Source organism: Polaromonas sp. (genome assembly GCF_041689105.1).
Classification (GTDB): Bacteria; Pseudomonadota; Gammaproteobacteria; order Burkholderiales; family Burkholderiaceae_C; genus Polaromonas.
In genome coordinates, this window is the sequence record NZ_JBDNGU010000109.1 from 23143 (window position 1) to 40023 (window position 16881).

Here is a 16881-nt window from a genome sequence, read left to right on the forward strand (position 1 = left end):
AGGGGGAAAATCTACACTACTGACTGACTGGTTAGTAATCTAGGATAAATCATGGGTGCTGTCAAGCGACAATCCCGGCCATGACCCCAGCTTCCCCCACCGGAACGCCCGAGCCGCTGCAGCCGCCTTCCAGCCACTACGAAAACTTCCCGGTGGCGTCGTGGCTGTGCCCACCCCGGCTGCGGCCGGCCATTACCGCCATCTACTGGTTCGCCCGGACCGCCGACGACATCGCCGATGAAGGCGATGCAAGACCGGCGCAGCGCCTGCAGGATCTGGCGGCCTGCCGCGACGACCTGCTGGCTGCGGCCGAAGACCGGCCCGGCTCAGGGCGCTGGCCGCAGGTGTTCGGGGCGTTGCAGCCCGTTATTGCAACGTTTGACTTGCCGGTGGCCTTGCTGGCCGACCTGCTCAGCGCCTTCGAGCAGGATGTGGTCAAGCAGCGGTATGGCACCGAGGCCGAGCTGCTGGACTACTGCCGCCGCTCGGCCAACCCTGTCGGGCGCCTGCTGCTGCATCTGTATGGCGTCAACGACGCTGCCTCGCAGGTCCAGAGCGACCACATCTGCAGCGCCCTGCAGCTGATCAACTTCTGGCAAGACCTCAGCGTGGACATCCCGCGCGGGCGCATCTACATCCCACGTGAGTTATGGGCAGCACACGGTGTCGACGAGGCGCAACTGCTGGCGCAGGACAGCAACCCTGCCACTACAAAATTGATAGCAGCCTGCGCCTACGCAGCAAGGGCCAGCATGCTCAAAGGCGCTGGACTTCCGGCCACCATTGCGCTGCGGCTGGGCGGCTTCGACGGCTGGCGCGCCGCGCTGGAGTTGCGCTGCGTGATCCAGGGGGGCCTGCGCATCCTGGACAAGATCGAAGCGATGGACTACCGCACCCTCGCAAAACGTCCCAGGCTGACGGCCTGGGACGCGGCGCTTATTTTCTGGAAGGCCCTGCTGCCATGACACGATCCGTGCGCATTCCCGCCGGCAGCGCGCTTGCCGCTACACAGCATGACGCCGATTTCGCCGACGCCTATGAGGTGCTGGTGCCAAATTCGGCACTCACCGCCACCGAGATCTACCGGGGCATCACCCGGCAGACACCCGGCTGGGTGGAAGGCCTGATGCGGCTGCGAAACAAGGTGGTCCAGCCTTTGGGCCTGAAAGACCTTGGCGCGATGGCCATGGTTCCACCCGGCGAAGCGGTGCCCGGCCAGCGCATGGGGCTGTTTGAGGTGGTGAGCGTCGCGCCCGACGAACTGGTGCTGCAGGACAACGACAAACATCTGGTGGTTCAACTGTCCATCCTCAAACAAACCCATGACAGCACCCACGACAAGCTGACCCTCAGCACCGTGGTTCACATCCACAACACCCTGGGCCGGGTGTACATGGCTTTTGTGGGCCCTGCCCACAAGCTGATTGCGCCGGCCGTGGTGCGCCGCGCGCCCCAAGCCGTGCTGGCAAGCCTGCGACAATCCCGCCCATGAGCCCTGAGGAATACGTCCAGCAAAAAGCCGTCGCGTCCGGCAGCAGTTTTTATTACGCCTTCCTGTTTTTGCCCAAAGAGCGGCGCGCCGCCATCACCGCCTTCTATGCGTTTTGCCGCGAGATCGACGATGTGGTCGATGAGGTCACCGACCCGGGCGTGGCCTACACCAAGCTGGCCTGGTGGCATGCCGAGGTCCTCAAGTCCTATGCCGGCGAGCCAACCCACCCGGTGATGAAGGCGCTGATGCCGCTGGCGCCCGCCTACCGCATCGAGGCACGCCACCTGCAGGCCGTGATCGAAGGCTGCAAGATGGACCTGGCGCAAAACCGCTACCTCGACTTCCCCAACCTCAGGACCTACTGCCACCTGGTGGCCGGCATCGTCGGCGAGGTCGCCGCGCGCATCTTCGGCCAGAACGATGAGGCCACCACCGCTTACGCCCACAAGCTGGGCCTGGCCTTCCAGATGACCAACATCATCCGCGACGTCGGCGAGGACGCGCTGCGCGGTCGCATCTACCTGCCAGTCAACGAGCTGCAGCAGTTCGACGTGAAGGCGCACGAAATTCTGAAACGCCAGTACTCGGACCGTTTCACCGCACTGATGAAGTTCCAGACCGACCGCGCTCTCGCGCTGTACGACGAAGCCCTGGCGCTGCTGCCCGAGCCCGACCGCCGCGCGCAAAAACCTGGCCTGATGATGGCCAGCATCTACCGCACCTTGCTGCGCGAGATTGCGCGCGACAACTACCAGGTGCTGCACCAGCGCGTGAGCCTGACGCCGCTGCGCAAGTTCTGGCTGGCCTGGAAGACGCAGGCTTTCGGAAAAGTAGTTTGAAAACAGCCGTTATAGGCGCGGGCTGGGCCGGTTGCGCGGCGGCAATCGAGGCCACGCGCCTGGGCCAGCAGGTCACGCTGTTTGAAGCCGGCCGCATCCCTGGCGGCCGCGCCCGCCGCGTCGATGGCCGGTGGCCCGATGGCTCGCCCCTGCCGCTGGACAACGGCCAGCACATCCTGATCGGCGCCTACAGCGATACCCTGCAGTTGATGGCCGAGCTGGGACTTGATACCTCAACGCTGCTGCTTCGCATGCCGCTGACCCTGCAGTTCCCAGACGGCACCGGCCTGCGTTTTCCGCGGCTGCCGACACCGCTGGATGCGCTGGTTGGTATCCTGCGCGCGCGCGGCTGGTCCTGGGGTGACAGGTTTTCGCTGCTGGGCGCCGCCCTGCGCTGGCAGATGGCGGGTTTTCAGTGCGCGCCAGCGTTGTCGGTAGCGCAACTGTGTCAGCAGCTCAGCCAACGCGTGAACGCAGAGCTGATCGAGCCGCTGTGTGTGTCTGCGCTCAACACCCCGGCGGAGCGTGCCAGCGCCCAAGTGTTTTTGCGCGTGTTGCACGATGCGCTGTTTTCGCAGTCCGGCGGGTCCAACCTGTTGCTGCCGCGCACCGACCTGAGCGCGCTGCTACCCGACGCCGCGCTGGCCTGGCTGGCGCAGCGCGGCGGCGACGTGCGCCTGAGCACACGTGTGCAGGCACTTGCTTCCACCGGGACCGGCTGGCAGGTCGACGGCGAAGTTTTTGACCGCGTGATCCTGGCCTGTCCACCGCTTGAGGCGGCGCGGCTCGCTTCGGGCAGCGGCCTGCCTTGCGACGCCTGGGTGGACCAGGCGCGTGCACTGCAGTTCGAAGCCATCACCACGGTGTATGTCTTGTCCCCCGACACACGCCTGGCGCAACCCATGCTCGCGCTGCGCGCCAGCGGGCCTGAAGGGGATGCGCCAGCGCAGTTTGTGTTTGACCGCGGCCAGCTCGGCGGGCCGGACGGCTTGCTGGCCTTTGTGGTGAGCGCCAGCCAGGGCGACAACACAGCGCTGGCGCAGCGCGTGTTGCAGCAAGCCCGGCAGCACCTGGGGCTGGCGCAGCCCGTTGCGGTGCAAACCATTGTTGAAAAACGCGCCACCTTCGCCTGCCTGCCCGGCCTGCAGCGGCCGGCGGCGCAGGTGTTGCCCGGCCTGCTGGCTTGCGGCGATTTCGTGGCCGGTCCCTACCCCGCCACGCTGGAGGGCGCGGTGCGCTCCGGTCTGCAGGTAGCCAGACTTGCTATCAAATAAATAGCTTCCTGCGCTTGTCAGACAAGGGCTGCAGGCTATTTTTCTACAAGGAAATGAACTACTCAGCTTGCTGAGCGTCGCTTGCCCTCACCCCCGCCCTCTCCCAGAGGGAGAGGGTGCAAAGACGGACTCCTCTTTCCCCTCTCCCTCTGGGAGAGGGTTAGGGTGAGGGCCTCCCCGATTTACCTCTGACAGTTAAACGGGGCTGAGTAGTGACAGGAAAATCGCCAAATCAAGCCGGACGCGCGCGCTTGGCCATCACACGCACCTGCAGTTGCGCAGGCCGCGCCAGGCAGCGCTGCAGCCAGTCGGCCACGCGCGGGCACGCCGTCATCGCATCCGCGCGCTGGGCCCAGGCCAGCACCGAGGCCACACAGATGTCGGCCACGGTGAAGCGCTCTCCCGCCACATAACTGCGCGCCCGCAAATGTTGCTCCAGCACCTGCAGCACCGGCGCCAGCCGGCGGTCTGCCTGCTGCGCCAGCTCCGGCTTGCGGCGGTCTTCGGGCATGGCGATGCGGTGCATCAAAAAAGTCAGCGCGTCTTTTTCACACTCGGTCACAGCCCAGAAGCTCCAGCGCAGAATCTCCGCGCGTTCAGCGTGGTTCTGCGCCGCAAGGGATGCACCGCCGGGCCCCTGAAAACGCTCCGCCAGATAGAGCGCGCAAGCCATGGACTCCCAGACCACAATGCCGTCGTCGTCGATCACCGGAATGTGGCCGTTCGGGTTGAGCGCCAGAAACTCCGGCGTGCGGGTCGCGCCGCCTTCGTAGACCTGGGCAATGTGTTCATAGTCCAGGCCGAGCTCCTGCGCGACCCAGAGCGGCCGCGATGTCCGGGAAGCAGCAATGCCGTAAATCTTCAGCGTCATGCCTGTTCCTCCGCCGCCCGAAACATGTCGCACAGTTCGGTCAGGGTGGTCACGGTTTCGTGCGGTGAAGCATCATGCGTCCACAAATGGTCGGCGCGGTTCACCCAGGCCGTCTGCATGCCGGCGCTGAGCCCACCCAACACATCCAGCGTGGCGTCGTCGCCCACATGCAGCACGTTGTGCGCGTCCACGTTCACTGCACCGGCCGCCGCGTGAAATATCCGCGGGTCAGGCTTGCCCACACCAAACTGCTGCGCGCTGATGGCAGCGCGAAAGTAAGGGCCCAAGCCGACCCGGGCAATATCGGCGTTGCCGTTGGACAGCGCCACGATGGGGTAACGCGCCGACAGAAATTGCAGCGCCAGCATGGCATCGTCATACAAGGTGACCTGATGCCGCGCTTCAAAAAAAACTTCAAAGGCGTCGTCGGCCAGCAATGGATTTTCTTTCGAGCGGTACAGCGCCAGGCGGATCGCCTCGCGACGGATCGCGCTGAGGTTGTGTTTGAGCTCGGGCCGCGTGCGCGCGATCTGCTCGCGAACGTCGTGGCGGGCGGTCGGGTCGGCAAAAAGCGCGGCGGTCATGGGCGCATGACGGCCCAGCCATTCGTCGAGTGCGGCCTCGGCCCGCTCTATGACGGGCCAAACGGGCCAAAGGGTGTCATCAAGGTCAAGGGATATGGCTTTAATAATTGTCAGGTCAAGCATAGGTAGGGGAGAATAACCCATGACTTTCTCTCCGGAACCTTCATTCACGCACGGCCAGCCCGCAAAGGGCGCCATGACCACCGCGGTGTTGTATTGCAACCTCGGAACACCCGAAGCACCCACCGCAGCGGCACTGCGGCCCTACCTTGCACAGTTTCTCAGCGACCACCGCGTCATTGAAATTCCCAAGGCCATCTGGTGGTTCATTCTGCACGGCATCATCCTGCGCGTGCGACCCAAAAAGTCAGCCGCCAAATACGCGAGCATCTGGACAGCGGAAGGCTCGCCCCTGAAGGTATGGACGGCCAGACAGGCAGAGTTGCTGGGCCATACGCTGGGCGAACGTGGCCACCAAGTCACCGTGCGTTACGCCATGCGATACGGCAAGCCGTCTATCGCCTCGCAGCTTGATGCCCTCAAGGCCGACGGCGTCACGCGTATCCTGGTGCTGCCGGCCTACCCGCAGTACAGCGGCACCAGCACCGCCAGCGTGTTCGACGCGGTCTACACCTGGGCGGCCAAAGTGCGGCGCATTCCCGAGCTGCGTTTTGTCAACAACTACCACGACCATCCGGGCTACATCGCCGCACTGGCCGCACGCGTACGCGCGCACTGGGCCGCGCAGGGCCGCGCCGACAAACTGGTGATGAGTTTTCACGGCGTGCCAGAGCGCACGCTGCACCTGGGCGACCCTTACCACTGCGAGTGCCACAAAACGGCGCGCCTGCTGGCTGAAGCACTGGGCCTGGCCAAAGAGCAATACCTCGTGACCTTCCAGTCACGCTTCGGCAAGGCCAAATGGTTGCAGCCCTACACCGAGCCCACGCTGGTCGCGCTGGCACAGGCCGGTACGACCAGCGTGGACCTGATGTGCCCCGGCTTCACTGGCGACTGCCTGGAAACCCTGGAAGAAATCGCGCAGGAGGCCAAAGAGGCCTTCATGCATGCCGGCGGGCAGCGCTTCAACTACGTCGCCTGCCTCAACGACAGCCCCGAATGGCTGCAGGCGCTGGGCGACATCGCGCAGCAGCATCTGGCCGGCTGGCCGACACAAGCCGGGCCCGATGCACAGGCCCTGGCTGCGTCGCGCGCGTCCGCGCTCGCGATGGGCGCCACGCAGTAAGCCCGGCGGCGTTATCGCCGGCTGATCACCACGGCGCCGCCAGCGCCACCAGCATCGTTGTTGGTGCCACGCATGAGGTTGTTGCTGGCAATGGTGACGGTGTAGGCGTCGGCACTGTAGCTGCCCGAGCCCTGCAGGTAAACCGGGTTGCTGCCTTGAACGGTGACGGTGTCGCCGCGCACGCTGACCTGGACGTCTTGCTGCACCCGTTTCGCCTTGCCCTCGTTGGTGGTGTAGGCCAGCACCATCACGCCCCGGAACATGCCGTTGCCGAGTCGCTCACTGACCCGCAGGGTGCCGTTGTAGGCGAAGCCCGCCGACCCGGCATAGTCCACCAGCCACTCTCCCTGCATCGGAAATTCGCTTCGGGCCGCCGGGGTTCCTCTGGACGCTGGGATATCTTTGGGCGCAGCTTCCTGGACGGAAGCGTTTGTCGCATCGCAGCCCCACGCACGCACCTTGCAGCTTGAGCCACCCTTGGACCGGCATTCCGACAATGCGCGTTGCTGAACGACTGAGCTCGTGGCGCCAGTGCCCCAGCCGTAGGCGTTGGACCCTTTGGCCTGGTCAGCCGCATAGGCCCCGCACTCAGCGCGAAAGCGAAGCACCACGCTGCAGTCCGAACCGCACTCTCGAATCGCGCGCTGGTCGGCCTGGTCGATGCTGGGGTGGTTAAAGGAGAAACCATATTTTTCGCCCTGCAGGGTGTCGATGGCGAGCGAGCCGGCCGCCATGGCGTGGTCGCCTGCAAAGGCCAGAAGAAGCACCAGAAAAAGCCTGGCTGCAAGAGCGTGAATTCTGGAAATCATGGTTGTTCCCGTTGAAAAATGGTTCTGACCACTGGCAAAAAGCCGCGAGGTACCAGACGCACCCGCGCCTTTGCCCGTCCCTGCAATTATGGCGGCCACCACCACGATCACCCGGTGACGGGTGCCCCATGAATATGGGGGGATACCCACTTCCCAACACTTGGCTGACAATGGCGGGGAATGCGCGGCAACCGCACGTTGCGCATGCCATCGACCCATGAAAAGCAAAATGAAGCAAGGTGAGCAGCAGTGCATGAACTGAAACTCCACCCGGTCAACGCCGGCGTCTGGCGCGTCACGCACAGCCAGGTCGGCCACGTGGGCAACCTCAAGCTCGCCGGTGGCGTGTGGAAGTTCAAAGCCATCGGCTACGATCCCAACGGCGAAGTCATTCCCGGCGGCGGCCCGCTGACCGACCGCCACAATACCTCGTTTGTGACGCCCGATGAAGCAGCCCTCAACGCGGCGTTGGGCCCGCTCTGAATATCCTGTCCAATAACACCGTGGAAACCACCCACCCCATCCACAACACCGACCAGCGCCTGACCGAGCTCGAGATCAAGGCCTCGTTCACCGAAGACCTGCTCGACAAACTCGACAGCGTCATCGTGCGCCAGCAGCAGCAAATCGACGCCCTGATCCGCGAGATTGCCGATTTGAAGCAGCAGGCGCCGGTGGACGGCGGTGTGGGTGGGGTGCGCAGTCTGCGGGATGATTTGCCGCCGCATTTTTGAAGGTCGCCCTCCTTTTGGAGGATGTGTCGTCCCAATGCCCGGCCTAGAATCATGCGGTGTTTGACGACCTCTTATCGACCTGAGAGGAAGACGCCATGATCAAAAAACTGATTAGTGATACCCACTTGGTGGTGAATCTGGCGCCCAAGTTATACCGCAGCTCGTGCGGCATGCATTACTTTAAATTTCGCGCAAATTACCTGCGGTCATCACTGTAAAATTATCTCAAACATGCTATATTTCCCGGATGAAGTGGGAGGTCAAATATCACGATGAAAAGTTGCAAGCTGATGTGCTGGCGTTGCCGCCGCGCATTTTGGCCAGGTACTTTCATTGCACCGATCGCATGGTGCAGTTCGGCCCTGATTTAGGAATGCCTCACACGCGGGCAATGCGCTTGGGTCTCTTCGAATTGCGTTTGAAATCCGGTGAGGGCATCGGACGGGTGTTTTACTGCACCTTGGTGGATCGCAAGATCGTCATGCTCCATCAGTTTGTGAAAAAGACTGATAAGACGCCTCCCAAAGAATTGGCACTTGCGCGCAAGCGAATGAAGGAGTGGAAAAATGTTGACGCATAAACAACTTCGCACCAAGGCACTGGAAAATGCTGAGGTAAAGGCGGAATACGAAAAGCTGGCCGATGAGTTTTCTCTTTTGGACGAGTTCCTGAAGGCGCGGGCTGCCCAGGGTTTAACCCAGGCGCAGGTGGCCGAGAAGATTGGTACCACCCAATCCGCAGTCGCGCGCATGGAGTCTGGTAGCGGCCGCCATTCGCCATCGCTTGCGACACTGACCAAGTACGCGGATGCGTTGGGGTGCAAGTTGGAGGTCCGGCTGGTTCGCAGGCCTCGGCCAGCGAGAAATTTAACTGGTCGTCCAAGCCCGGCAGCGCCTAAACGCACTGCGGCTTGACTTCAACGTTGAGTCCCCCGAAAAAGGTATGCCCCTCACCTGGACCCACCAGCTGACCGACATCGACTGGAGCGAGCTCTCAGCGCTCTATCTGGCCGCACCGCTAGGCAACAAAAGCCCGACCAGCCTGCAAACCGTCTTCACCAACAGCATGTTCCGCTGCTTCGTCCATGCAGACGGCAAGTTCGTCGGCTTGGGCAAAGAGATCGTCGGCAAGCTCATGGACCTGTCGCGCGGCCACCGGAAAACCATTCTCTACGCGGTCCCCGGCAAGGAAGATTTCTATCGCAAGCTGGGTTTCAAGCGCATGACAACGGCCATGACGATCTTCGACGATCAGGCCCGGGCCATGGAAAACGGCTACATCAACGAGACGTGAGCCATGGATGGCGGATCAAGTCCGCAATGACAAGTCAAGAAAGCGCGGCGCACTGCAATTTATGAATCAAATTGGCCTCCAGCCCTTTATCCACGGGCGTAAGCAGCTATTTATTCAGTAGCAATCTCTGCGCGGCTTGAAACCTTGATAAACGCCGCCACCCGCTCCAACTGGTCGGGCACATTGAGCGCTGGCGCGTGGCCGCAGCCTTCGATTTCGACCACTTCCGTCAAACCATGTGCGCCTGGCCCGCGGGTCAGCATCTCGGCCGTGGTTTCGCGCAGCACCAGGTCGGACTCTGCGCCGCGCAGGCACAGCACCGGGATGCTGAGCGCATCGTAGTGATTCCAGATCAAATAGTCGTCGGGGTGGTGGATGAACTGCTGCACCATGGCTGGGTCGTAATGCGGCGTCACGCGACCGTCTGGCAGGCGCCGAGTGGACGTTTCTGTCAGACGCCGCCACTGCGCGTCGCTGAGCCAGCCATAAGGCTTGTAGACCTGACGAAAAAAGGCCTCCAGCGCGCGCACTGTGTCAAAGGCTGGCGGGTTGCCGGCATAGGAGCGAATGCGGTCGATGGCTTCGTCGGCGATTCTGGGCGCGGTGTCGTTGAGCACCAGGCTCTGGATGCGTGTCTTGAGGCTGGGTTCGAACAAACCCGACGCGCAGACCATGCCAATCGCGCCACCCATGGAGGTGCCTACCCAATGCGCCTTCTCTATCCCGAGCTGGTCAAAAAAGCTGGCGGCGATGCGGGCATAAAACGAGAGCTGGTACTCGTTGGCCGGCTCCGGGCTCCACTGGCTCAACCCGCGCCCAATCGTGTCGGGGCAGATCACGCGGTAACGCGTGCTCAGGTGCGCGGCCAGCTCGTCCATGTCGCGCCCCGTACGCGCCAGCCCGTGCCAGGCAATCACCGTCGCGCTGTGCTGCGAGCCCCATTCGGTGTAATGGATTTCGCGACCGGCGCAGGTCAGGTAATGCGACGTGAAGGACATGGAGCGGGACTCTCTGTGGTCTGGGACGGTGGCTGCGTTGCGGGTTTCTATTTCAGCAGCTTGCCGGTGCTGCCAATCACGGTCACTTCGACATAACGCGAGCCGATGCGGTTGCTGGGTGAGTAGTTGACGACGACGCCGCCGGTGTCGTAGCTGTTCATGCCTTCCAGGGCCTTGACCACCTTGGCCCGGGTCGGGTTGGGGCCGGCGCGCCGCAGGGCCTCGACCAGCACCTTGGCGCCGACAAACTCTTCGAAGCTGGTGTAGTTGACAAGCTCATCGGGTGCGTATTTTTTCAGCAGAGCCTGGTACTCGCGCACCACCGGCATGTTGGGCATGAAAGGGTAAGGCACCACCTGACTGATGCCCAGGCCATGGGCGTTTTTCAGGCCAGCGAGCTTGACGAGTTCGGCCGGGTTCACGACTGAAATGTTGTACAACTGCGCGCCGCCGCCGGTTTCGCGGTAGAGCTTCACAAAAGCCGCAGTGGACTTGTTGACCGAGATCATGATGACGGCCTGAGCGTCCGAGGCCTTGATTTTCTTGACGGCATCTTCGACCTTGTCGGTGTTGCGCTCATAACCGGCCGCCACGGACAGCTTCAGGTTGCGCTTGGCCAGTGCGTTTTCGACGCCCAGCAGCCCCGCCTTGCCGAAACCGTCGTCCTGGTACATCACGGCAATACGGGTCATGCCCAGCGTGGTGACCTGCTGCACCATGTGTTCGGCCTCGTCGGCATAGCCGGCACGCACATGGAAGATCCAGGGGTTGAACGGGTTGCGCAAAGACTCGCCGCCGGTGTAAGGGGCCACCAGCGCGGCGCCACCCACGGCGAGCACGCCGTCCTTGAGTAACTGGGTCACGTTGGCGGTGCCGGCAAAACCGAACAGCGCCACCACCTCGGGCCGGGCCAGCATCTCGCGCGTCAGGCGCACGGTCTCGGGCACTTTGTAGCCGTCGTCCACCACCTCATGGCGGATCTTCGCGCCGTGGATGCCGCCCTGCGCATTGATGTGGTCGAAGTAAATCTTTCCGCCGACCACCATCTGGTGGCCGGTGCTGGCCAGCACGCCGGACAGCGGCGCAACCTGCCCGATCACCAGGTCGGCTGCCGAAACCAGCCCCCCTGCCGCACTGAAAGCCAACGCAGCCACCGTCTGTCGTCCCCAGGTCCTGAATGTGTTGTTCATCATGGTTTGTCTCCTGCTCGTTGTGGCCTGAATCCAGGCTTGCTTGCTTGCTGACGCGTGATTGATCGGGCCCGAAGCCGCCCCACCACGCCGGTGGGGAAGTAATAAACAGACAACACAAACAGCAGGCCCAGCCAGAGCAGCCAGCGGTCTGGGGAAAGCAATGCGGCCAGCCAGGGCAAGCCGGAGGCGGCCTCGCTGCCCAGCCGCAGCAGGTCCTGCAGGTAGCTTTGCGCCACCAGAAACATGGCGGCGCCGATGGCCGCGCCGTAAATCGTGCCCATGCCACCGATCACCACAATCAGCAGCACGTCGATCATGATTTCAAACGACAGGGAGGTGTCCGGCCCGTTGTAGCGCAGCCAGAGCGCCAGCATGGCCCCAGCCATGGTGGCAAACAGCGCCGACAAAATGCTGGAGGTAGTGCGGTACACCACCACGCGGTAACCAATGGCCTCAGCGCGGAATTCGTTTTCGCGGATGGCCTGCAACACGCGGCCAAACGGCGAGTTGACGATGCGCAGCAGGCTCAGCACCAGCACCAGCGCCATCACAAACAGCAAGTAGTAACACAGCAGGCGCCCGTCGATGGACACGCCCAGGAAAGGTTGTTCCATGAACTCAAAACTCGGCGACAAAATCTCCGGCACCTTGAAGGACAGTCCGTCTTCGCCGCCGGTGAACTCAGACAGCTGCGACGCCAGGGTCTGGAAGGCCGAGGCCACGGCCAGCGTGATCATGGCAAAAAAGATCGCCTTGACGCGCAATGAAAACAGCCCCACCGCCAGCGACAGAAAAAACGACAGCACGAGAGAACACAGCAAGCCCACCGCCAGCGCCTCCCAGGTCGCGCCCATACGGGTCGTGGCGATCGCGATGCCGTAAGCGCCGATGCCGAAGAACATGGTGTGGGCAAAACTGACGATGCCGGTGTAGCCCAGCAGCAAGTCAAAGCTGGCCACAAGCACCACAAAGATCAGCACCTTGGCCGCCACGTTGAGCGCCTTGACGCCGGGAAAAACAAAAGGCGCAAAAGCCAGCGCCAGCAGCAGCCCGACCAGGATCACCGCCAGCACGCGGTTGCGCGGAAAGTCGTTGGAAACAAGTCTTTTCAGCATGATGAGCTCCAAAAAGACGGCCGCCGCGCCGGGCCGCCCCAAGCAAGGCCAGCCCCCTCGGGGGGCAGCGTATTGCACGAAGTGAAAAGCGTGGGGGCCATATTCTTCCTCAGCGATTGGTCACGGGGAACAGCCCCTGGGGCCGCCAGAGCAGCACCGCCGCCATCAGCGCGATGTTGGAAAACAGCGCCACCTTGGGCGCCAGAAACCCGGTGTAGTTGGCCATCAGCCCCACCAGCAAGGCGCCAATCAGCGCGCCGCTGGTCGAGCCCAGGCCACCAATAATGATGACGATGAAGATCAGCACGTTGACCTGTGCGCCCATCTGCGGCACCACGCTTTGCTGGTACAGGCCCCACATCACGCCGCCCAGGCCGGCCAGCGCACTGCCCACCACAAACACGCCAATGAAGAGCCGGCGAATGCGGTAGCCCAGTGACTCGACCATCTCTCGGTCCTGCACGCCGGCGCGGATCAGCAGGCCGATCTTGGTACGGCTCAGTGTCCAGATCAATGCCGCAAACACCGCCAGCCCGACCACCATCGCCATCAGGCGGTACTTCTCAATCGCGGTATCGCCGACCAGCAATGCGCCGCGCATGCCTTCGGGCAGCGGCAGCGCAATTTGCGCCGGGCCCCAGATGACCTTGATCAGTTCTTCGCCGATGATCATGCCGCCCATGGTGATCAGAATCTGCTTGAGGTGCTGGCCGTACACCGGCCGCACAATAAAGCGTTCGAAAGCCAGCCCGACCGCGCCCGCGACCAGCATGGCCACCAGCATGGCCGGCAACACCGCCACCAGATTTCGCCAAAGCTCCTGCGAGCCGGTCCAGTCGCTCATGGCGCCCAGCACGCTGGTGGCCACGAAGGCGCCCAGGGCAATGAACACGCCATGGCCGAAGTTGAGCACGTCCATCAGGCCAAAAACCAGCGTGAGGCCCGAGGCAATGATGAAAATGATCATGCCCATGGCCAGCCCGGCCACGGTCAGCGTGAGCCAGGTGGAGCCGGAGCCGATGAAGGGAAACACCAGCAGCGCCAGCAACGGCACCAGCGCAAGTGGCTTCCAGTCGAAATCAATATTTTTCATGCGTAATCCGTCTTGCCCCCTCTCCCGGTGGGAGAGGGCTGGGGTGAGGGGTGGCGATGGAGGCAGATCACGGACCGAGTCATAATGCCAGCCCCAAAAGCGATTGCTGCAACGCCGCGTCTTCGGCCAGTTCGGCCATGGAGCCCGCATGCACCACGCGGCCGTTGTCCATGACCGCGACGGTGTCGCCCAGGCGTTTGGCGAAGTTGATGTTCTGCTCCACCAGCAAAATCGTCACGCCGCTGGCCTTGAGCTGTGCAAACGCGTCGATCATGTTGTTGATGATGGCGGGCGCCAGGCCCTTGCTGGGCTCGTCCACGATCAGCAGTTCGCGCGGCTCGACGATGGCGCGCGCCACAGCCAGCATCTGCTTTTGCCCGCCCGAGAGTTTGCCGGCCGGGTGGTTCCAGAATGTCTCCACCGCCGGAAACAGCGAGAAGATCCACTTGAGCCGCGCCTCGTCCATCTGGCTGGCACGGCTGGCATGGCGTGCGGCCAGCAGCATGTTCTCCTTGACCGTCAGGTCGGAGAAGATGCCCATGCTTTCGGGCACGTAGGCAATGTTGAGTTCGGCAATCTGCGGCGTGCTGAGCCTGGTGATGTCGCGGCCCGCAAAACTCACCTTGCCTTGTGAGGCCTGCCACAAGCCCATGATGGTTCGCAGCGTGGTGGTTTTCCCGGCGCCGTTGCGGCCCAGCAGCATGGTCAGTTGGCCGCGCGGGATCGCCAGATCCACCCCATGCAGGATGTGGTACGCGCCGATGTGGGTATGCACACTGTTAAGGATAAGAAGCGGGTCGTTCATGGCTGTTACTCCCTCGCCCTTGGGGAGAGGGTTGGGGTGAGGGTTTTCGGCGATGGGAGCACCCTCACCCTAGCCCTCTCCCGAAGAGAGAGGGAACAAAATGCCGATGTGAACATCCAGTTCACGCAGCCTCCGCGTTGGCAGGCGCCACGCCCAGATAAGCTTCCTGAACAATCGGCGAAGCAATCACCTCGGCCGGCTCCCCGTCAGCCACCAGCGACCCGTTGTGCAGCACGATGATGCGGTCGGCCAGCTCGCGTACAACGTCCATCTTGTGCTCCACCAGCAAAATTGTTTTGCTTTTGTCCTGTTTGAGGTCGCGAATCAGGTTCAGGATCACCGGCGCCTCGTCGGTGCTCATGCCGGCCGTGGGTTCGTCAAACATGAACACCTTCGACTCCAGCGCCATCAACAAGGCCACTTCCAGCTTGCGCTGGTCGCCATGCGTCAGGCTGGCCACGGTCATGCCGGCCTTGCCGTTCATGGCGACGGCTTCCAGAATTTCTTCGGCACGCTGCACCAGCGCCTTGTGGTCGCTCCAGATGCTCCACAGATTCAGGCCACGGCGGTGCGCGCCCTGCTTCGTGGCCTGTACGGCCAGGCGCACATTCTCAAGGACCGTCAGGTTGGGAAACAGGTTGGTCAGCTGGAAAGCCCGACCCAGACCTGCATGAGTGCGCGCTGAGGTACTCAGGCCGGAGAGCTCGCGCCCATTGAGCGTGACCGTGCCACTGCTGGCTTTGAGCTGACCAGAGATCAGATTGAAATAGGTCGTCTTGCCCGCGCCATTGGGGCCGACGATGGCCGTCAGCGTGCCAGGCGCAAAGGTGCAGCTGACAGCATTGACCGCCACGTGCCCGCCGAAGCGAACCGTGAGTTCTTTGGTTTGAAGCATTTCTATTCCCGTTGAATCGGGGAGCGGCGTAGCGAGCGGGCAGGAGGCTAGGCGGACGGAGCGCAGCCACCGGAGCGTACTAAAGGTACGTGAGGATGGCGAGCACCGCCCAACGACGCATCGTGCCCGCGCAGTAGCCGAGCACCGATTCAATCAGCGTTTGTTGCGGATGGGGATGACCAGTTCTTCTGCCTTGATCTCGCGAACCAGTTCAGGCACGCCCCAGGCAAAAGCCGGATCGACCTTGATCTTGAAGTGGTACATGCTTTGCATGGCCTGGTGGTCTTCCTTGCGGAAGGTCATCTTGCCCTTGGGGGTGTCAAAACTCATGCCCTCCATGGCGTCGATGAGCTTGTTGGTATTGGTGTCGCCATTGGTCTTCTTGAGCGCGGTCACCACAGCCATCGCGGCCGAAAAGCCGCCAGCCGTGAAGAAGTCAGGCGGCGTCTTGAACTGCTTGTAGTGCTCGGCCACCATCGCGTCGTTCACCGGGTTCTTGGGGATGCCGAAGTAGTAATACAGCGCGCCTTCCATGTCAGGGAACTGCTTGTAGGCGACCATCGCCGGCAGGATGTTGCCGCCGGTGGCCAGCTCAATACCGTAGCGCTTTTTCAGGTCCAGGTCGGCAATCTTGGCAAAGGGCGTGGGCGCGCCGGACCATCCCACCGAGATGTACTTGCGGCCGGGCTGGTCCTTGAGCGCGTCGATGATGCGCTGCAGGCCGGCGGTGAAGTCGGTGGTGCCGACGGGCAGGTATTCCTCGTGGACGATCTTGGCCTTCTTGGTGAACTCTTTGGCCGCTTTCACGCCGTCACGGCCGAAGGCGTTGTCGTTGGCCAGGACGGCAATCACGTTACCAGTCTGGTCCAGGGCGGCTGCGTTGGCGGCAGCGTCCTGCGAGCTGTTGCGGCCGGTGCGGAAGATGTATTTGTTCCACTTGTCGCCCGTGATGGAGTCCGCCACAGCAGGCTCGACCAGCAGGATTTTCTTGTATTCCTCGGCGACCGGCAGCATGGCCAGCGCCACGGGCGAAGCCGTGGGGCCCACCGCGATATCGACCTTGTCGTCAGCATAGGCGGCAGCCAGCAGGCTCTTGCCCACATCGGGCTTGCCCTGGTCATCCTTCTCGATCACGACCAGCTTTTTGCCAGCGACCATCATGGTGCCGCCTGTCGCGTAGTTCAGGCCCATATTGAAGCCAACAATGGTCTGCTTGGCGTAGGCCTCCAGCGGGCCGGTCTTGCTGGCGATCAGCGCGATCTTGATGTCTTTGGCCTGGCTGAGAGCCAGCGGCGAAACCAGGGAAGTGGCGATGGCGGCAAGCGCGATCAGGGTACGACGATGCATGGAATGTCTCCTGTTGTGGGTTGCGCACCAAGAATGCACAGGCCGTGCCAGCTACAAGCTATTGATTTATATGGATATTTTTTTCATCAATTGCTTATTGTCCAAAGTTCATACAATTATTTTGTACTATTTTCAGGCAATTGCATTATTTTTGATCAGGGTTATCCAGACGTTCATACAACTTGGCGCGAGAGATTCCCAGCAGCCGCGAGGCCGCCAGCTTGTTGCCACCCGTGGCCGCCAGGGCGGCGGCAATCGCGCGCTTTTCGACCTGCGCGACCTGTTCTGCGAGC

General features: G+C 62.4%; 21 protein-coding genes. 10 read left to right on the forward strand and 11 right to left on the reverse strand.

The window, feature by feature from the left end; genetic code table 11:
- Nucleotides 1–80 precede the first annotated feature (80 nt).
- The 4 genes from hpnC to hpnE are packed head-to-tail and all read left to right on the forward strand — an operon-like array spanning nt 81 to nt 3605.
- A complete protein-coding gene (gene hpnC, locus ACESMT_RS11810; protein ID WP_372826790.1) occupies nt 81–965 on the forward strand; it encodes a squalene synthase HpnC in 885 nt (294 codons plus the stop codon).
- Nucleotides 962–1492, forward strand: coding sequence for a DUF2867 domain-containing protein (locus ACESMT_RS11815; RefSeq protein WP_372826791.1), 531 nt, complete (start codon nt 962–964; stop codon nt 1490–1492). The genes hpnC and ACESMT_RS11815 overlap by 4 nt, the downstream gene beginning before the upstream one ends.
- The gene (gene hpnD, locus ACESMT_RS11820) at nt 1489–2331 is read left to right on the forward strand and encodes a presqualene diphosphate synthase HpnD (protein ID WP_372826792.1); all 843 of its coding nucleotides are present in this window, start codon (nt 1489–1491) and stop codon (nt 2329–2331) included. The genes ACESMT_RS11815 and hpnD overlap by 4 nt, the downstream gene beginning before the upstream one ends.
- A complete protein-coding gene (gene hpnE, locus ACESMT_RS11825) occupies nt 2328–3605 on the forward strand; it encodes a hydroxysqualene dehydroxylase HpnE (RefSeq protein ID WP_372826793.1) in 1278 nt (425 codons plus the stop codon). Before hpnD ends, hpnE begins: the two co-directional genes overlap by 4 nt.
- A 232-nt stretch (nt 3606–3837) precedes the next feature.
- On the opposite strand, the gene ACESMT_RS11830 is transcribed toward hpnE, so the two are convergent.
- Together ACESMT_RS11830 and ACESMT_RS11835 are read right to left on the reverse strand one after the other, a co-directional pair.
- Entirely contained in the window at nt 3838–4476 is a 639-nt protein-coding gene (locus ACESMT_RS11830; RefSeq protein WP_372826794.1) for a glutathione S-transferase family protein, read from the reverse strand.
- A complete protein-coding gene (locus ACESMT_RS11835; RefSeq protein ID WP_372826808.1) occupies nt 4473–5183 on the reverse strand; it encodes an HAD family hydrolase in 711 nt (236 codons plus the stop codon). The genes ACESMT_RS11830 and ACESMT_RS11835 overlap by 4 nt, the downstream gene beginning before the upstream one ends.
- A 19-nt stretch (nt 5184–5202) precedes the next feature.
- Between ACESMT_RS11835 and hemH the strand changes: the two genes are divergently transcribed.
- Nucleotides 5203–6306 (forward strand): ferrochelatase, encoded by a 1104-nt coding sequence (hemH, locus tag ACESMT_RS11840; protein WP_372826795.1) that lies wholly within the window; start codon nt 5203–5205, stop codon nt 6304–6306.
- A gap of 11 nt (nt 6307–6317) precedes the next feature.
- Here hemH and ACESMT_RS11845 read toward each other — a convergent pair whose 3' ends face one another.
- The gene (locus ACESMT_RS11845; RefSeq protein WP_372826796.1) at nt 6318–7115 is read right to left on the reverse strand and encodes a DUF4189 domain-containing protein; all 798 of its coding nucleotides are present in this window, start codon (nt 7113–7115) and stop codon (nt 6318–6320) included.
- Between the two features lie 249 nt (nt 7116–7364).
- Between ACESMT_RS11845 and ACESMT_RS11850 the strand changes: the two genes are divergently transcribed.
- From ACESMT_RS11850 to ACESMT_RS11870, 5 genes are all read left to right on the forward strand, one after another.
- Nucleotides 7365–7598: a hypothetical protein gene (locus ACESMT_RS11850; protein ID WP_372826797.1), complete on the forward strand. Its 234-nt coding sequence runs from the start codon at nt 7365–7367 to the stop codon at nt 7596–7598.
- Between the two features lie 20 nt (nt 7599–7618).
- Nucleotides 7619–7849, forward strand: a complete 231-nt coding sequence (locus ACESMT_RS11855; RefSeq protein WP_372826798.1) for a SlyX family protein — start codon at nt 7619–7621, stop codon at nt 7847–7849.
- A gap of 247 nt (nt 7850–8096) precedes the next feature.
- Nucleotides 8097–8429 carry a type II toxin-antitoxin system RelE/ParE family toxin gene (locus ACESMT_RS11860; RefSeq protein ID WP_372826799.1) on the forward strand — a complete coding sequence of 111 codons (333 nt, stop codon included), beginning with the start codon at nt 8097–8099 and terminating at the stop codon, nt 8427–8429.
- Nucleotides 8416–8763, forward strand: coding sequence for a helix-turn-helix domain-containing protein (locus tag ACESMT_RS11865; protein ID WP_372826800.1), 348 nt, complete (start codon nt 8416–8418; stop codon nt 8761–8763). Before ACESMT_RS11860 ends, ACESMT_RS11865 begins: the two co-directional genes overlap by 14 nt.
- Nucleotides 8764–8791: 28 nt before the next feature.
- Nucleotides 8792–9142, forward strand: coding sequence for an N-acetyltransferase (locus ACESMT_RS11870; protein ID WP_372826801.1), 351 nt, complete (start codon nt 8792–8794; stop codon nt 9140–9142).
- Between the two features lie 110 nt (nt 9143–9252).
- On the opposite strand, the gene ACESMT_RS11875 is transcribed toward ACESMT_RS11870, so the two are convergent.
- The 8 genes from ACESMT_RS11875 to ACESMT_RS11910 form a co-directional block, all read right to left on the reverse strand.
- Nucleotides 9253–10140: an alpha/beta fold hydrolase gene (locus ACESMT_RS11875; protein ID WP_372826802.1), complete on the reverse strand. Its 888-nt coding sequence runs from the start codon at nt 10138–10140 to the stop codon at nt 9253–9255.
- A gap of 47 nt (nt 10141–10187) precedes the next feature.
- The gene (locus tag ACESMT_RS11880; RefSeq protein WP_372826809.1) at nt 10188–11330 is read right to left on the reverse strand and encodes an ABC transporter substrate-binding protein; all 1143 of its coding nucleotides are present in this window, start codon (nt 11328–11330) and stop codon (nt 10188–10190) included.
- On the reverse strand, nt 11330–12448 hold the full coding sequence (locus tag ACESMT_RS11885) for a branched-chain amino acid ABC transporter permease (RefSeq protein ID WP_372826803.1): 1119 nt from the start codon (nt 12446–12448) through the stop codon (nt 11330–11332). Before ACESMT_RS11885 ends, ACESMT_RS11880 begins: the two co-directional genes overlap by 1 nt.
- 109 nt (nt 12449–12557) lie before the next feature.
- Complete coding sequence (locus tag ACESMT_RS11890; protein WP_372826804.1) at nt 12558–13541, reverse strand: branched-chain amino acid ABC transporter permease; 984 nt, start codon at nt 13539–13541, stop codon at nt 12558–12560.
- 79 nt (nt 13542–13620) lie between these two features.
- On the reverse strand, nt 13621–14346 hold the full coding sequence (locus tag ACESMT_RS11895) for an ABC transporter ATP-binding protein (protein ID WP_372826805.1): 726 nt from the start codon (nt 14344–14346) through the stop codon (nt 13621–13623).
- 121 nt (nt 14347–14467) lie between these two features.
- Nucleotides 14468–15241 (reverse strand): ABC transporter ATP-binding protein, encoded by a 774-nt coding sequence (locus tag ACESMT_RS11900; protein WP_372826806.1) that lies wholly within the window; start codon nt 15239–15241, stop codon nt 14468–14470.
- 153 nt (nt 15242–15394) lie between these two features.
- The gene (locus ACESMT_RS11905) at nt 15395–16588 is read right to left on the reverse strand and encodes a substrate-binding domain-containing protein (RefSeq protein ID WP_372826807.1); all 1194 of its coding nucleotides are present in this window, start codon (nt 16586–16588) and stop codon (nt 15395–15397) included.
- Between the two features lie 145 nt (nt 16589–16733).
- The coding region (locus tag ACESMT_RS11910; RefSeq protein WP_372826810.1) for a helix-turn-helix domain-containing protein at nt 16734–16881 on the reverse strand (148 nt) is incomplete at its 5' end.

Excerpts from the sequence above, each read along its gene's own strand:
- hpnC (WP_372826790.1), top strand. The coding sequence starts at position 81 with ATGACCCCAGCTTCCCCCACCGGAACGCCCGAGCCGCTGCAGCCGCCT.
- ACESMT_RS11815 (WP_372826791.1), top strand. The coding sequence starts at position 962 with ATGACACGATCCGTGCGCATTCCCGCCGGCAGCGCGCTTGCCGCTACA.
- hpnD (WP_372826792.1), top strand. The coding sequence starts at position 1,489 with ATGAGCCCTGAGGAATACGTCCAGCAAAAAGCCGTCGCGTCCGGCAGC.
- ACESMT_RS11830 (WP_372826794.1), bottom strand. The coding sequence starts at position 4,476 with ATGACGCTGAAGATTTACGGCATTGCTGCTTCCCGGACATCGCGGCCG.
- ACESMT_RS11835 (WP_372826808.1), bottom strand. The coding sequence starts at position 5,183 with ATGCTTGACCTGACAATTATTAAAGCCATATCCCTTGACCTTGATGAC.
- hemH (WP_372826795.1), top strand. The coding sequence starts at position 5,203 with ATGACTTTCTCTCCGGAACCTTCATTCACGCACGGCCAGCCCGCAAAG.
- ACESMT_RS11845 (WP_372826796.1), bottom strand. The coding sequence starts at position 7,115 with ATGATTTCCAGAATTCACGCTCTTGCAGCCAGGCTTTTTCTGGTGCTT.
- ACESMT_RS11860 (WP_372826799.1), top strand. The coding sequence starts at position 8,097 with ATGAAGTGGGAGGTCAAATATCACGATGAAAAGTTGCAAGCTGATGTG.
- ACESMT_RS11865 (WP_372826800.1), top strand. The coding sequence starts at position 8,416 with ATGTTGACGCATAAACAACTTCGCACCAAGGCACTGGAAAATGCTGAG.
- ACESMT_RS11870 (WP_372826801.1), top strand. The coding sequence starts at position 8,792 with ATGCCCCTCACCTGGACCCACCAGCTGACCGACATCGACTGGAGCGAG.
- ACESMT_RS11875 (WP_372826802.1), bottom strand. The coding sequence starts at position 10,140 with ATGTCCTTCACGTCGCATTACCTGACCTGCGCCGGTCGCGAAATCCAT.
- ACESMT_RS11880 (WP_372826809.1), bottom strand. The coding sequence starts at position 11,330 with ATGAACAACACATTCAGGACCTGGGGACGACAGACGGTGGCTGCGTTG.
- ACESMT_RS11885 (WP_372826803.1), bottom strand. The coding sequence starts at position 12,448 with ATGCTGAAAAGACTTGTTTCCAACGACTTTCCGCGCAACCGCGTGCTG.
- ACESMT_RS11890 (WP_372826804.1), bottom strand. The coding sequence starts at position 13,541 with ATGAAAAATATTGATTTCGACTGGAAGCCACTTGCGCTGGTGCCGTTG.
- ACESMT_RS11895 (WP_372826805.1), bottom strand. The coding sequence starts at position 14,346 with ATGAACGACCCGCTTCTTATCCTTAACAGTGTGCATACCCACATCGGC.
- ACESMT_RS11900 (WP_372826806.1), bottom strand. The coding sequence starts at position 15,241 with ATGCTTCAAACCAAAGAACTCACGGTTCGCTTCGGCGGGCACGTGGCG.
- ACESMT_RS11905 (WP_372826807.1), bottom strand. The coding sequence starts at position 16,588 with ATGCATCGTCGTACCCTGATCGCGCTTGCCGCCATCGCCACTTCCCTG.